The 15,313-nt window shown below is 38.6% G+C and carries 17 protein-coding genes and 1 pseudogene; 11 read left to right on the top strand and 7 right to left on the bottom strand.

What is annotated here, in order from left to right; translation table 11 throughout:
• Positions 1-197 precede the first annotated feature (197 nt).
• The 3 genes from H9648_RS06070 (at position 198) to H9648_RS06080 (ending at position 3,279) form a co-directional block, all read left to right on the top strand.
• Positions 198-1,448, top strand: a complete 1,251-nt coding sequence (locus H9648_RS06070) for a sugar ABC transporter substrate-binding protein (RefSeq protein ID WP_191752995.1) — start codon at positions 198-200, stop codon at positions 1,446-1,448.
• An 87-nt stretch (positions 1,449-1,535) separates the two neighbouring features.
• Complete coding sequence (locus H9648_RS06075; protein WP_066392036.1) at positions 1,536-2,420, top strand: carbohydrate ABC transporter permease; 885 nt, start codon at positions 1,536-1,538, stop codon at positions 2,418-2,420.
• Positions 2,421-2,436: 16 nt separating this feature from the next.
• A complete protein-coding gene (locus tag H9648_RS06080; RefSeq protein ID WP_191752996.1) occupies positions 2,437-3,279 on the top strand; it encodes a carbohydrate ABC transporter permease in 843 nt (280 codons plus the stop codon).
• A gap of 57 nt (positions 3,280-3,336) precedes the next feature.
• Here H9648_RS06080 and H9648_RS06085 read toward each other — a convergent pair whose 3' ends face one another.
• From H9648_RS06085 to H9648_RS06095, 3 genes are all read right to left on the bottom strand, one after another.
• Positions 3,337-3,534, bottom strand: a complete 198-nt coding sequence (locus H9648_RS06085) for a hypothetical protein (RefSeq protein ID WP_191752997.1) — start codon at positions 3,532-3,534, stop codon at positions 3,337-3,339.
• A 192-nt stretch (positions 3,535-3,726) separates the two neighbouring features.
• A complete protein-coding gene (locus H9648_RS06090; RefSeq protein WP_191752998.1) occupies positions 3,727-4,455 on the bottom strand; it encodes a hypothetical protein in 729 nt (242 codons plus the stop codon).
• Positions 4,456-4,851: 396 nt separating this feature from the next.
• A complete protein-coding gene (locus H9648_RS06095) occupies positions 4,852-6,204 on the bottom strand; it encodes a glucoamylase family protein (RefSeq protein WP_191752999.1) in 1,353 nt (450 codons plus the stop codon).
• 255 nt (positions 6,205-6,459) lie between these two features.
• Here H9648_RS06095 and H9648_RS06100 point away from each other — a divergent pair, with 255 nt between their 5' ends.
• The 6 genes from H9648_RS06100 to H9648_RS06125 all read left to right on the top strand — a co-directional run bounded on the left by H9648_RS06100 (position 6,460) and on the right by H9648_RS06125 (position 10,678).
• On the top strand, positions 6,460-6,939 hold the full coding sequence (locus H9648_RS06100; RefSeq protein WP_191753000.1) for a GyrI-like domain-containing protein: 480 nt from the start codon (positions 6,460-6,462) through the stop codon (positions 6,937-6,939).
• A 16-nt stretch (positions 6,940-6,955) separates the two neighbouring features.
• Positions 6,956-7,627 (top strand): alpha/beta fold hydrolase, encoded by a 672-nt coding sequence (locus H9648_RS06105; protein WP_191753001.1) that lies wholly within the window; start codon positions 6,956-6,958, stop codon positions 7,625-7,627.
• Positions 7,624-8,139 carry a DinB family protein gene (locus H9648_RS06110; protein ID WP_191753002.1) on the top strand — a complete coding sequence of 172 codons (516 nt, stop codon included), beginning with the start codon at positions 7,624-7,626 and terminating at the stop codon, positions 8,137-8,139. The genes H9648_RS06105 and H9648_RS06110 overlap by 4 nt, the downstream gene beginning before the upstream one ends.
• 120 nt (positions 8,140-8,259) lie before the next feature.
• Positions 8,260-9,213 (top strand): ABC transporter permease subunit, encoded by a 954-nt coding sequence (locus H9648_RS06115; RefSeq protein ID WP_191753003.1) that lies wholly within the window; start codon positions 8,260-8,262, stop codon positions 9,211-9,213.
• Between the two features lies 1 nt (position 9,214).
• On the top strand, positions 9,215-10,243 hold the full coding sequence (locus H9648_RS06120) for an ABC transporter permease (protein WP_191753004.1): 1,029 nt from the start codon (positions 9,215-9,217) through the stop codon (positions 10,241-10,243).
• A 105-nt stretch (positions 10,244-10,348) separates the two neighbouring features.
• Complete coding sequence (locus H9648_RS06125; protein ID WP_191753005.1) at positions 10,349-10,678, top strand: hypothetical protein; 330 nt, start codon at positions 10,349-10,351, stop codon at positions 10,676-10,678.
• 38 nt (positions 10,679-10,716) lie between these two features.
• Here H9648_RS06125 and hmpA read toward each other — a convergent pair whose 3' ends face one another.
• From hmpA to H9648_RS06140, 3 genes are all read right to left on the bottom strand, one after another.
• Entirely contained in the window at positions 10,717-11,928 is a 1,212-nt protein-coding gene (hmpA, locus tag H9648_RS06130) for an NO-inducible flavohemoprotein (RefSeq protein ID WP_191753006.1), read from the bottom strand.
• Positions 11,929-12,037: 109 nt separating this feature from the next.
• The gene (locus H9648_RS06135; protein WP_191753007.1) at positions 12,038-12,541 is read right to left on the bottom strand and encodes a hypothetical protein; all 504 of its coding nucleotides are present in this window, start codon (positions 12,539-12,541) and stop codon (positions 12,038-12,040) included.
• A gap of 18 nt (positions 12,542-12,559) precedes the next feature.
• Entirely contained in the window at positions 12,560-13,006 is a 447-nt protein-coding gene (locus H9648_RS06140) for a hypothetical protein (RefSeq protein ID WP_191753008.1), read from the bottom strand.
• A 183-nt stretch (positions 13,007-13,189) separates the two neighbouring features.
• On the opposite strand from H9648_RS06140, the pseudogene H9648_RS06145 reads away from it, so the two are divergent.
• Positions 13,190-14,003 (top strand): annotated as a pseudogene (locus H9648_RS06145) (alpha/beta fold hydrolase).
• Entirely contained in the window at positions 14,000-14,377 is a 378-nt protein-coding gene (locus H9648_RS06150) for a DUF1428 family protein (RefSeq protein WP_191753009.1), read from the top strand. The pseudogene H9648_RS06145 and the gene H9648_RS06150 overlap by 4 nt, the downstream one beginning before the upstream one ends.
• Positions 14,378-14,437: 60 nt before the next feature.
• Here the strand turns inward: H9648_RS06150 and H9648_RS06155 are convergent, their stop codons facing one another.
• Complete coding sequence (locus H9648_RS06155; RefSeq protein ID WP_191753010.1) at positions 14,438-14,884, bottom strand: DUF4385 domain-containing protein; 447 nt, start codon at positions 14,882-14,884, stop codon at positions 14,438-14,440.
• Between the last annotated feature and the right edge of the window lie 429 nt (positions 14,885-15,313).

Raw genomic sequence — 15,313 nt, forward strand, 5'->3', positions numbered from 1 at the left:
CAAGGAAAACAGGATATAAACCCTTATGCTTCCAACAAATTATGGAAGCTAATCTCTTTTTGAAAATTCCATGTTGTAAACGATTACAACTTGAATTATAATGTGCTTATCGAAACGTTTCAACAATAATCTCAAAGAAAATTCGGGAATAATAAAAATTGTATTGCTTTCACAAGCAAATTTTAGGGGGAACTCACATGAAAAAACGTTGGTTTAAAAAATCGATGGTTACGTCAATGGTTGGTGCACTTGTCCTATCTGGCGTATTAGCTGGCTGCTCTTCAGGTTCAGAAGATGGAAAAACGACAATTACGGTTTGGGGAATGGGTGAAGAAGCAAAATCACTTCCTAAGATTGCCGAAGAATTTGAAAAAGAAAATCCAAAGATCGATGTTAAAGTGCAAGCCCTTCCTTGGGATCAAGCACACGATAAGCTATTAACAGCAGTTGCTTCCAAAAAAGGACCTGATGTTGTTCAGATGGGTACAACTTGGATTCCGGAATTTGCATCAGCTGGAGCATTAAAAGATTTAACACCTCATGTTAAAGATTACCCGGAACTAGATCCAAAACATTTCTTTGAAGGTTCTGTTGAAACGACTAAGTTTGATAACAAAATGGTTGGTGTACCTTGGTACGTTGATACTCGTTTGCTCTACTATCGTACAGATCTACTTGAGAAAGCTGGATTTAAAGAAGCTCCAAAAACATGGGACGAGTTGAAGGAAGCGGCTGATAAGCTAGCTGACCGTGGAAAAGGAAAATATGGAATTTCGATCGATGCAAAAGAACAAAGCTTGTCCTTCATGTTCGCTCGCCAAAACGGCGCTGAACTATTAGGAGCAAACAATGATCCTAAATTCAATGATCCTAAATTTGTTGAAGCGGTTGAGTACTTGAACAGCTTCTATGAAAGCGGAGCAGCTCCAAAAGAAGAACTAGGAATGGACATCGTTCAAGGCTTCCGTGGAGACGGGATACTGCCAATGTTCATCAGTGGTCCTTGGATGATTAAGCTGATCAACGACCAAGCTCCTGAGCTTAAAGGTAAATGGGGTACGGCTGTTCTTCCAGCAAAAGAAAATAACATTTCAGCACTAGGTGGATCTAACCTTTCTGTATTCGAACATACGAAGCACGAAAAAGAAGCGTTAAAATTCGCAGCATATATGAGTAAGCCTGAAACACAACTTAAATGGATGGAGATGACGAATTCTCTTCCGGCAACACAAAAAGCATGGGAAGACGAATCTCTTACTGGAAATGAATTTTACAAAGCGTTCGGTGAACAGATGGAAGCCTCACAACCGATGCCTGTCATTAAGCAATGGGAAGAAATCGCTCAATCTTATTTAAAGAGCTTTGAGAAGATCTACAGAGGCGGAGCAGATGTTCAGAAGGAATTAGATAACTTCGACAAAAAAGCTGAAGAGATCTTAAAGAAATAAATCCTGTTGATCCGGGTATAACGAGCAGGTTATCCTGCTCGTTACCTTTTTATCATCAACACGGGTAACGATGAAGGATGTGAAAACATGAAAAGCTATTCAAAAACGACTCCTTACCTCTTCATTGGACCAGCGCTTCTATTATTGGCTTTATTCTCTCTTTTTCCCATTGTTCTTGCATTGGTGATTAGTTTTACAGATATTGACCTAGCTGGACTTGCAGACTATTCAAATATTAGCTTTATTGGAATCGAGAACTATATCAATATCTTTAAAGATCCTATTTTTCTAAAATCAATCGGTAACACTGTCTTTTATGTCGTATTTGGTGTTCCTCTCGTTATCGCATGTTCACTTGGTATCGCTCTTTTGATCAACTTTGGTACAGCGCGCATCTTCAAGGCTTTTCGTCTTGTTTTTTATATGCCTTCAATCACAAACGTTGTAGCAGTAGCTGTAGTGTGGACGTACCTATACAACCCGCAGTTCGGTCTGTTCAACTATCTGCTCGGTCTAGTCGGCATTCCTGCTATACCATGGTTACAAGACCCTACGATCGCCAAAGGATCCTTGATCGCATTAGCCGTTTGGCGCGCGATCGGTGTGAACATGATTATTTTCTTAGCAGCTTTACAAGGTATTCCGAAAACGTATTATGAAGCAGCTCAATTAGACGGTGCGAACAACTGGAAACAGCTTACGAAGATTACGATTCCTCTTCTTCGTTATGCCATTTTCTTCGTATCGATCACAACGATGATTGGATGGATTCAGTTCTTCGAAGAACCATTCGTTATGACGAACGGCGGACCGCTGGATAGCACCACTTCTGTTGCTCTCTTCATCTACCGCAACGGATTCCAGCTCAGCAACTTCGGCTATGCAGCTGCAGGATCATTTGTCCTGTTTGTAACCATTATCATCATCACGATGATTCAGTTCCGATTACAAAAGAAAGATACCGATATTTAGGACGTGAGGTGAGAACATGAAAACAAAAGTATCTGATGCGAAGAAAGCATACAAAATTCAACAATGGATCGCAGGAATCGTCTTAACGCTTGGCGGCCTTTTAGTTGCCATCCCATTTATTTGGATGATTCTTTCTGCTTTCAAACCTGAAAGTGAAGTCCTTCAGCTCACACCGACTCTGTGGCCTGAAACCTTTACAACGGAGAACTTCATCTACCTGTTTGAGAACATGAACTTTGGTGTTTATTTGCGAAATACGATCATCATCGTCCTCTGTTCTTTTGTCGGACTTTTCTTTAATGCGATGGCTGGATATGCGTTTGCGAAGTACAAGTTTAAAGGAAGAGAAAAGCTTTTCTACCTTGTCTTAGCAACCATGATGATTCCAGGACAAGTAACGATGATTCCTGTTTATTTAATCTTAAACCAGATGGGCTTGACGAACACGATGGCTGGTGTCGTTCTGCCAGGATTAGTTGGTGCATTCAGCATCTTCTTGTTCCGCCAGTTCATGTCTACTATCCCAGACGAACTGCTTGAAGCCGCTCGTCTAGATGGAGCGAGTGAGTTCCGCGTGTTCATGCAGCTCGTTCTGCCTATTTCAAAACCGATCATGGCCGTTCAAGGAATTCTAACGTTTATCGCGGGATGGAACAGCTTCTTATGGCCGTTGATCATCGCGAACGACGAAAGTCTGTACACATTGTCTGTTGGGTTAAGTCTTCTAAAAGGGCAGTATGGAGGAAACTTCGCGTTGCAGATGGCAGGTTCGACGTTCATGGTTGTTCCAATCGTCATTATCTTCATCATCTTCCAAAAGCATATTATAGAAGGCTATACCATTTCAGGGATGAAATAGAAAGAACGTTGAAGAACCCTCGATTTGAATATGTAATCGAGGGGTTCTTTTTTATTTTTATGAATCTACCTTTTCACTCTTGATATTCATTCTATAATAGTGATGGATGACAATAGCTATTGTAAAACCTGAAGCATAAACAATATCATTAATGATGCTGTCCAAATGATAAACTTTTGAAAAGATAGAGTACAAGAACAGGCTACCAGTTAATATTAAAAAAGCGTTTAATCTTTTCTCTGATGCTTTCTTCATAGATACCCCCACTATCATTTCATTTAAGAAAATGATATTTTGTCGAAAAGCCTATAAACTATTTTGAAGGACTATAAAAAATTTTAAAGGACCATAAATATTTTTGAAGGACTATAAATCAAGTATTACAGCCTATAAAAAACAAAATACACCTTCTGCATATTTTTAAAGTGCCTCTATTATTAAGTACTTTTAATTCCAACCCTCCAGCTCTGACAATAAAATCCCTTTTTTCTTTACTAACAAACCAAAATCACGCTCAAATCCGCTCACTGTTGTTATCCTCATATCCGAGAAAGAGAACTTATAAAGTCTATTAAAATCTGCATTAAGAGAAAAATAAACGCTCTCATCTTCTGGACTATAGATCATAGAAAGCTGTGTAGGATAGTCACCTTCCCTTTGAACGGTTTGCTTCAGAATGGTTAACCCTTTTTCAACTGAAAAGTGACCTCTGCTATTTTGCAGTTCATCATAAGCTACAAGATAGCGGTCACTTCCTGGTCCTTGTAAGGTTTCATCATCATGTTCCATCGCATCTCGAACCGAAAAATTTGTAAGAACCATAAAATCATCCTCTAGCTGATCTGTACCTATATATTTTCTTCCAGGCTCTACTATGAATGACTTTTTATCTGGAGCAACTATCAAACTTTGAACACTATAATCTGGAACATTCACGATTGCTTTTTCTTGAAGGTATGTAGGTAGCACTGACGTTTTTACTTTTTCAGACAACACCTCATCAAAGAGTCTCATCATATGAACAGAGTTCTTGTTCCTCGTATATTTACCCTCTTCATTCGAGTTCACCATATGAAGGTTCATAAAGATTCCCTTCTTATTGAAGCCTATGGCAGGCAAGAAACGCCCGCCTTCTTGTTGTAGAATAATTAGCTTGTGGTCTCCTGACACAGTCATTTTAATAGGCCTCTCAGATATATCAAAGTTCATTCCAATATATATTCGATCTTCTTGCCAAACAAAACTTGTACACATCTTTTCTTCACTTCCACTTTTAAATTTCCAGCTGAATAAATGATAGGTACAGCTGTCACTAAAAATAAATTCCACATAAAAATCCTGGACCCTTTTATCCTCGTTTACGGTACGTGTTTTTATTTTTCTTACACGTTCGCCGCTAAAAGTTATCTTTTCACCGATAAACGTCACGGTTTCACTGATAAATTCATACTGACAACCTATGAATCACTGCTGACCACCGGTAACCTCTACTTTTCCACCTGATATCATTCAAAGCAAGCTGAGTCCAACAAAAAACACCCTCTTCCATCTGGAATCGGGTGCTGCAAACAATTACTGTATAGAAAACTTTTCTTTTTTCAACAGATCCTCTGGCTTCTTACCAATCGGATCTTGATGGAAGTAGTCACGGATCACACCATCTTTTAGATAGTTAGCGATTGATACCATAATCATTCCCTGATCGAGTGCTAAATAAGCTTTAGCGATTTCGCCCGTCTCCACGTTTACAGAATCATAGAATCCGTACTTGTTATACGTATCGAGCTCTTTTAATGCTTTAATGTTTTTTCGAACAGCTTTTGGATCATAATCTAATGCTAAGAAGGACGCATGAGCAGTAACGGTCGCGCCATCTTTGTATCCAGAAGTTCCTAGTGGTGTAGCTGCGAACTCACTGTAACCATCTGGTGTTGCTGATGGAGAGAAGCCCCATGCTTTATATCCTTTTTCTTCTGCAAAAGCTTGCTGTAATTCAACATGACGCTTGTTGTTCAGCCCAAGTGCATTCTTGCCAAGTTCCACCTCATTTAAAACGATTCCAGGCATAAGGCTTTCAAACATGCTTCCGCCCCAGCTCGGAACGAATTTTACACCGTTGTATTCGTAATGTCCTTCAAAGACAGAAACACCATCATATTCATGAGTTTCACCTTCTGGAATCTGTGCTTGCCAGTCCCATTCTTTTGGCATCGTACGATACATCTTCCACCAGTGCTCGCTCGGCACATCGCCTTTACCGATAGAGATATAACTTGCTACACGTGGTTCTGTGTTAAACAAACCATAATGATGATCTGTAAGCTTTCCTTCTGCAACGTCATATCCCCCGCGGAACTGTCCTACTTCAGGATCATATAGAGTCGTATAATTCATGTTTTCAACGAGCTTACTTGTTTGCGGATTCAGCTCATCATAAGCTTGTCCAACTACAATCAACCCTGCAGACAGCCAGCCGTTATCCACTTGTGAGATGAATTGACCCCAGTCCTTTTTAACCGAACCATCTTTTGTGTTGTACCAGTTGTAGTATAAGCCATTCCACTTTTCGAGATCTTCAAGTGTATTTAATGTTACTTGTATGCGTTTTACCGCTTCCTTTTTAGAGATGATACCTAATTCTTGAGCGGAGATCGTACTCATCATATACATCCCAATATTTGTAGGAGATGTGTGTGTTGCGTCGTTTTTACCTTCTGCTGTGTATCGAGTTTCATCATAAGTCAAACCTGTTTTTGGATCGGTGTGATCTTGATAAAACTTATAAGTCTTTTTAGCGATAGCTTTCAATTCCATTTGAAAAGCATAATCTTTTCCTCTGTCAGTTGCGGACGCTGATGAAGTTACAAAAACATTCGCAATCAAACTGAACATCAATACAAAGCTTATTATTTTACTTGTTTTCATGGACGCGTTGCTCCTCTCCATACTTAGAAAATAGTCAGTCGAAACGTTTCACCAATAGTTTATCACGTTTGAATGAAATAAATAAGGAGATTACAGCCTTTTGCGTCAATGGTTGTATGCGCTTTCATAACAAACGGTATAAAGGTAGGAGAAAACTGATAATATCAGGAAATCAATCCTCTTATTAGGAAAATAAAGGATAATGATTTCTTTTACGAGAAGAAAGTAGTAAATAGTTAAAAAGGAGTTTTTGCTATGAAAAACAAAGCAGTTTATGAAACACCCGTTGTAGAAGAACGGAAAGAAATAAAGTTAGTTGGATTAAGGGTACTATGCGAGGGAAATCAATACATTCACGAAATCCCTAAAGCTTCAACTGCGCTGCGATCACAATTACAGTCCATTCAGCATGTCGTGGATTCATCAAAACAAATAGGTGCGTTCGTCGTTGATGCACAAACTAAACAAGAAGATGGATACTGGGTTTGTGTTGAAGTAGAAAAATATGAAGATGTTCCGGCTGACATGGTGGAATTAACCATACCACCTCAAAAATATGCAGTGACCAAACATATAGGAAGAAACGATGAAATTAAAAACAGCTACGAAATATTGCACAATTGGATACAAAAGAATGGATATATCAGACTACTTAAAAATTGGCACATCGAGATATTTCATACCTTTAATGTAGGTGATCAATTAGAAATCGACTTGTACGATACCATTCAATAAAAACGGAGGTTAGGATATGAAAGAAATTTCTCGATCTGTACTGGGTTATGAACAGATGAAAATCCCTTATGTCATACAAAGTAAAACAGCGAATCCAAAAGGGTTAGCTATCATGCTTCCTGGAATAGGTTACACTGTTAAATCACCATTGTTTCATTTTTCTTCAGGAGCTTTTTTAAACAAAGAATATGATGTATTGCATGTAAATTACCCTTATTATTCAGCAGATTATGAAGACTTTAGCTTTGAAGAACTTACTTCAGCACTAATTAAAGATGTTTCTGCTGTCTTACATGAAGTGCTTGATCACACGAACTATAATTCATATTACGTGTTAGGGAAATCCTTTGGCACGATGGCCATGCCTATTGTTTTAGAGCTTTTGCCTATAAACGACACAAAAGCTATATGGTTAACACCCCGTTTAATAGATGCACCTGTTTTTGAAACGATGAGAAAGTGTAAACAAGAGGGACTCTGCATAATCGGTGATAAAGACCCCTTTTATGACATAGAAAAAATGAAACAAATCATACTTAACCCATCATTAGAGTGTATGATCCCCCCTGGTGCAAACCATGCACTTGAAGTGGACAACGATATCCTAACGTCTATTGATACGGTTAAAAGTGTTATAAAAAGAATGGATAATTTTATCTCATCGCAGAACGGAGTATTAAAAACATGAACTTTAAACAAAGTGAAGCTCATGAAATTCTAGAACGTACCCCTGCCGTTTTAACACACTTGTTATCAGGGCTCTCTCATGAATGGTTAAGCAGCAACGAGAGCGGTAATTCGTGGAATTCTCTTGAAGTTGTCGCTCACCTGATCGAATGCGAGAAGCATAATTGGATTCCACGAATCAGCAGCATTCTCTCAAACAATGATAACGAACCCCTTCCACCCTTTGATCGATTCTCTCACTTAGAAAAGGAAGCAGGGATTGATGAGCTTCTACGGGAATTCAATCAGAGCAGGCAACAGAGTTTATACCAATTAAACGCTTTTAAAGTTAACCCCTTTGATTTAAACAGAACTGGATTCCACCCTGAGTTTGGCTCCGTTACTTTAGAGCAATTACTATCAACTTGGGCAGTCCATGATCTTACACACATCAACCAGATTAGTAGGGTTCTGGCTAAACGCTACGATATGGATGTTGGTCCATGGAAAACATACTTAAGCATACTCAAATAACGTTCCCCCCAGTGGGAGCTTTTTTTATCTCTGCACGGAGGAAAATAATGGATTATGTCGAATGATTATAGTTAACTTTATTAGATAAAAAAGAGATAGAGAGATTCAGGGGGAAATTTTATGTATTTACTTGTCCTTCGGCGCATTGTTTATTTTTTGATGCCGATCGTAGGTGTTTTTTTCATTGGTGCACTTCCTTACCTTTTCTTCAGCAATGTTCAAGGTATTGAAGCTGTCGCACGCTTATTGGAGTCCGGAGCAATAAAGAATGCGTTATTTTTAGATCAAGATTTGGGTCTTTTCTTTAGAAACTATCTAGAGAATATCGGTTCGTTAATGCTGAGACTCATCACCTTTTCGAATGTAGAGTATTATGAATATCAACAGATCAAACTTCTGTTTCCAACCATTTTAACCCCATTTTATTATTCAGTGAAACTAGTGATCGGTGCATTTACATTGGCTATATCATCATCGTTAATACTTGCTTTAATCGTTAAAACCTTGCCAGACAAAATTCAAAAGGGAGTTCGTTTTGTCTTTTTTTCACTAGAGTCATTGCCTGATATTTTTATAGTCGTGATGATACAATATGGAATGATTCTATACTTTCGGAATACTGGAACTCTTTTGTTCCCAATCGCTCACAGCGACCAAAATCCCACCTATTTTATCCCGATTCTATGCTTGGCCATCATTCCAAGTCTGTTTTTAACAAGAACACTGTTATTTTTATTAGATGACGAAGACTCTAAGACATATGTTGAATTCGCACGTGCAAAAGGATTAAGATATGCGCTTATTCTATATGTTCATATGCTTAGAAATTCACTGTTCAGTCTTTTTTATTACTCGAAGACCGTGTATTGGTTATTGATTTCCACTTTATTTATGGTTGAAACTATTATGGCCATACCAGGAATAACAGACTTCATGCTCGATAATGGACCAACTACGCCAGAAGTAATTACAGTTAGCATTCTATTAATGTTTGTACCATTCTATTTATTATTTACAGGCGTCTCGTACATTCTTTCTCATAAATTAGGACGCACTGAAGAAGAGGTGGCTTAAAATGACAGTTTGGAAAAGTCCGCTTTTTCTTTCAGGGTTTTTAATCATTGTTTCCCTCTTTTTCGGGAGTATCATTTATTCTAATTTCGTACCCAATGATAAACAGCCAGTTATGCAGATTAGATACGATGAAAATAAAAATGCTATAGATGGTGCACCTATTGCACCTTTTAAAGATATGCCTTTTGGAACCGATCGTTTTGGTGTCAGTATCTTACACAAGGTGATCGATGGCGCAAAATATACACTTGGCGTAGCATTTTTTATTGCTTTTGCGAGACTATTCTTTGGAACTTTCCTTGGCCTTGTTATTAGTCAATTGCCTAAATTCATCCTTAACACGTTGAGTAAGCTATTTGAATCGTTTTACTATGCTCCGGCTACGATTATCGCCTATTTGCTATTGTACCCTGTACTTCAGATATTCACATGGTCTCTACCACGTGATATACAGACGATATTCGCTGTCATACTCTTGGTTATTATCGCTGTACCTCCTATTATGGTAACAGTCGCTAATGAAACGTCTAAGTTTTTAGAAAATGAGTTTATTTCTTCTGTAAAAGTTCTAGGCGGCAGCAGATTACATACACTTCGTAAACATGTCCTGCCGCATCTTAGACCACGTTTAAGTATTTTGTATAGCCAACAGCTGATCGCTACTCTTTTACTAGGGGCACATCTTGGCATATTACAAGTTTTTATCGGTGGAACTGACTTCATCACTCTTGATCCACTAGAAAATAATACCGTGCCTGTCGCCATGATTAACGAATGGTCGAGCATGATTGGTGCAAACTATTACCAAATACGTGGTGATCGGTGGATCGTTTTTGCTCCACTCGCCGGATTTGCTATCACCATACTCGCGTTGAACTTTATGGTTGAAGCGATGAAACGTCAATACCTTGCAAAAGGTGCTTACACGAAAAGAACACGAAGAGTAAAAAAGACAAAAAATCCTGTGCCAGTTAAGAAATTGTCTCAAGAGCAGTTTGATAGGATTATGAAAACAGGAACAGATAATTAATAAATACGAATGACTCGGTGAGGAAAAGATTTACCTTATCGAGTCATTCGTATTTGGTATGTTTTTCGTTCGTTCTGAATAAAGAAATAAAAAGGAGTGAACTCTTTGAGCGAAGCAGACCTTAACGTCATTTTTTATACCTTGTTCCTTCTGCTCGGGTTACCGATCAGCTATAGATACGCAAAGTTTACTGTCACACATACGGGTATGGTGCTTCCCCACTTCTTTGTCAGTATGATGCTTAACTTATGTATAGGTTCCATTGGCATTGTAGGGTGGATCTTTTTTTCTGTGAAAATCTCTAGAGCATTTACCATCGGTGGCATCTATTTAGGTGCATGGATCATCTTAATCAGTTTAATCTCCTTGTTAATCCTTCTCCTAGTTAAACGTAAATCAATGATACAACGCTTTCACTATCACTCGCCTAAATAGCAAAACACCTTCCATGTTCAGGAAGGTGTTTTGCTTCTTTATGCCTTGATACTTTCCTTCTCGAGATCTGATGCTGGGCCAAAGAACTCATAATGAATGTTCTCTTTTGGTACATTCAACGCTAGAAGAGCTGTATTTATCACTCTCATAAATGGAATCGGGCCACAGAAATAATATTCTGCATCATCGTTTAAAGGTAAGATCTCCTTCAACCAAGTTTGATCGATGTAGCCCCTCTTCGTGTAACCTAAATCTTCATCTAACGGACTTTCATATACAAAATGTGTAGTGATATGATCTGAAGCTTCTGCAATATCTATAACTTCTTCCTTTAAAGCGTGTGCTTGGCCGTTGATTGCAGCATGAACGAATGTAACCTCTCGTTCTGGCTGTTCACTTGCTATCGTTTTCAGCATGCTTACCATAGGGGTAAGCCCCACACCACCACTAATAAGGACAACGTGCTTTTTACTGTCTGTATTTAAATAAAAATCACCAGCTGGAGCGCTTAAATGAAGAATGTCTCCTTCTTTAACACGCTCATGCAAATAAACGGAAACCATTCCATCGACTGTATCCGTACCGCTTTCTTTTTTAACAGAGATGCGATAACTGCTCTGTCCTGGAGCGTCAGACAAGCTGTATTGTCTGATATGTGTGTTTACCTGACCTGGTATATCCATCTTGATACTCACATATTGGCCTGGCTTAAATTTTGCAAGTGCTATTTTATCTTCCGGCTCTAAATAAAAGGACGTGATTACAGTGCTTTCTTCTATTTTACGTGTTACAACAAAAGGTCTGAAGCCTTCCCAAACCGCATTTTCATACATGTTACGTTCAATCCCAATAAAGACATCAGCGATCACTCCATATGCTTCCGCCCAAGCATTGATGATCTCATCTGTTGCAGCATCGCCTAGCACATCTTTAATAGCAAGAAGCAGGTTTTCACCGACCACAGGATAGTGCTCTGGCTTCACGCCTAGACTACGATGTTTATGGGCGATCCCTTTTACGACCGGAATGATGGATTCAAGCTTATCAATATTAGCTGCTGCTGCGTATACGGCGTTTGCTAATGCAGCTTGTTGACGGCCTTTTTTCTGGTTTGCATGGTTAAAGATATTCAAAAGCTCAGGATGCTTCTGAAACAGCATTTCATAAAAACGGGAAGTAATCGCTTCTCCGTGTACCTGTAAAACAGGTACGGTTGACTTAATAATTTCAATGGTTCTTTGCTGTAGCATGTCAATTCCCCCTTATATTCTTCCTACAACTCTATCGTAAAAGAATGATAAAAGAGAATATGTGATTTGAATCACTTTTCCTTAGGACGTTTTGTGAACATAAATGATGCTATTTTCTTAGCCACATTTCTGCTTTTTGCTTCATTTTCTCCTGAAGACCAGCAGAATTTTTCGTGTCTTCTAATGCTTTTCCTGCGTATTTTCTCGGAAAGATTTTATACAATGATCGTTTAAAGTCAGCTCCATCCCTTGGTTCCTTATAATGTGAGATCACATACTTGCCGCCTTCACTTCTGAGTTTGATTACAGCAGGAACGGAATGACCGGACTGTCCCTCAGTCTTCGTTTTCTCGTTAAAGCCCGAGAACAAAGAATATAGATAGACCGATGTCACTCCTCCAGTTTCCTTCGCTCCATAGATCTTATGAACTTCAAACTCTTTATCCGTTTCAGGATATACCCCTTCATAATGTTGGATGATATAATCCGAGATCAACTCATTCATTTCAGAAGTCACTTTTACTTCATTAGAGGAGCGGAATGAAGTACACCCCGCTAATAATAAAAGCAGACTACAAGTGATCACCGTTATTCTCTTTAGACACGGTAACATCTTAATCCCCCGCTTTCTTTACGTTAGATCTTGCCCCCATAACGATTGTAGAAGAATCATGTATACAGTGAGCAGCACAGAAATTATCATAAAGATAACAGAGATAAATCGATAGTTATCCACTTTAGAGAGCGTGATTCCAAAAACAGTCATCCCTAGTATTGTTGCTAGGTAATACACAAAAAACATAGAATAATAATGCAACGGGCCTAAAAACAACCCTAAAACTGCAAACTGAACACAAAATGCTAATATTGAAAGTAAGACCCACTTTTCTTTTTCTTTTGTTTTAATGCTACCGATTAAAGACATTAAACCTGCTCCAAGTACAACCACTATTAACGTCCACTCATATAGAAAGAACAGATTCTCATGATTTACTGCAAAATAATAACCCACTATTAATACAGGAAATATAGCAAGCAGCAGCAACGAACTTCGCTTTACATATTGGTTGCTATCCATTTAACGCTCCCCCTTTTTAAATAACTTCCCACCATAATATTACCATTTAATGGTTCAATATCCTTTAGTTCTTTTCAAACTATTCAAACGATTTTATAATAATATGATACTATTGAAAGATACAAAACTTCACTAAGTGAATGAAACGGAACACTTATCGATTAATCAGGAGTTGGAAAAGTGATGAGAAGGTCTTTAATCACGTACAAAGAAAAAACAGTCCACCTTACAGAATGGGGTGAAGCTCACAATCCTACTATTGTTTGCTTACACGGATTAGGAAGTACGAGCCTTAGCTTTCTAGAAGCAGCTGAGGAATTAAAGAAGAATTTTAAAATCATTGCGTTTGATGCTCCAGGACACGGGAGATCTGAGCCCTTTAACTCGGCTATAGATTATGAGATGCCTAGACTTGTTGAATGGCTTCAAGGTTTGTTAGATCAGTTAAATGTAAGCGATTTCTATCTCTTGTCCCACTCATGGGGAAGTTTTCTAGCTCTTCACTATTTGGTCCGTTATCCTGAACATGTTTTGGATACGATATTAATCGATGGCGGCTATCAAACAAAGCGTATTTGGTCTTCCTCTCTAGAAGAAGAAATGGATCATTATGAAAAAGATTTTGATGAGTACGTGTTCGATTCTTGGAATGACTTTTTTCTAGCTGAAAAAGAAAACTATTTGATGTGGTCACCGTTAAAAAATATCGCAGTTCAAGATCTAGGTATCGAAAGAGAAGGTAAAGTTCGCTGGCATGCATCTAAACGAAACAGAAGATATCTATCATCTTCTTCCACCAGGTATCACTTTACTTGTCGCCACCGTACCTGAGCGATTGTCTGAAATGAGATTGCAGACCGCTGAAACGTTTAGAAATAACGCAAACGGTGAACTACATATAGTGCCAAACACGACACACTTGTTGCACTGGGACAGACCCCGCATAGTAATAGATATAGTCTTATCAAAATGGTTAAAAAAATCGGAGGTTAAATGATGGCATACCTACTCGTATATTTTTATAAATTAAAACCTGAAGTGAAAGAAAAATTTCTTGAAATATCATCGAGATCAAATAAAAAATTTCAAGAATACGGAGGTGTGACAGAACAGATTTTCAAATTATCCACATCACCAAAAAATTATGGATTCTCCTCTATTTCTGAAAAACTGCAAGTTGAAGAAGGAGAAGAACTTTGGATCGGCCTTCTTCGCTTCCAATCTGAAGAACATGCACGCATGACGATGGAGGACTTCGACCAAGATCCAGAGATGAAAGAACGTTTAGACGAATTTGTAACACATGTTGCACCACTTGAAAAATTAGTTTTTGGAGAGTTTGTTTCTGAAACTGAGGCAGTGACCGTATAGGAGAAGGTCTGTAATCATAAGATGAATATAAAAATGCATCTCCTTGCTATAAGGAGATGCTTAACCAAATTCTTTTTGATGTGCTTTTTTCATCTTCAGATATTCCTCATCTGTTCGTGCTAATTTCCACTTCTCCTCAAAGATTGCGGCTGACTTTGCTTTCACGGGATCAATCTTCCTTTTATTCACTTCACCCTCCTCATTGTATTTCCTTCCGCCTTTATAGTTCGTGTACCGCCTTGCGCGTGTATATCCCATCTGTAAAAACTTCCTCGCCATATCTGCTCCAACAAAGTCTTTGTTTTTCTTATATTCTAGAAACTGTTCATAGATTTTCTTAGAAGACTTTTCTGCTTCTTCTGGGGTCTTAAAGCGCCAATGCGGCAAGATCTCACTCTTATAAGGTTCCACTAATAATACTCCCTGCTCACCACGGCCAACACGATACTTTTCAGGATGTTTTCGGAAATCGATATTATCAAAATCAAGATCATAATCAAAAGCCATTTCCTTTTCCTCCTTTTTGTTATCGTTACCCTAAAATAAAGAAAGCAAAAATAATGAGTGTTTTCGTATTCATTGTTGAGTGCTTTTAAAAGTTGCTGGTTTCCGCTTCAGGTTGCTCGCTTTCCACTGGGCGTATGGTGAGCCTCCTGCCGCCTTGCGCTAGTAGGAGTCGGCAACCTTCCGCTACAACCAATTTGCAAAGAAGAAAGCAAAATCAATAGCAACAATCTTTTAGATGGCTATTTTCTAAAAGATTATTACTTTTAAATCTTTTGTATTTACCTCTTTGACTGTTGATTGGAGTGGAAGGTGCGAGACTCCTACGGGACAGGCTGGCAGGTGAGACACTTAAGAGTGAAACGTTCGAATGTGGCTCACCGCCTGCCCCGTGGAAAGCGAGCAGCCTGGAACGGAAATCAACGCTTCCAA

Source organism: Fictibacillus norfolkensis (genome assembly GCF_014836645.1).
GTDB lineage: Bacteria > Bacillota > Bacilli > Bacillales > Fictibacillaceae > Fictibacillus > Fictibacillus norfolkensis.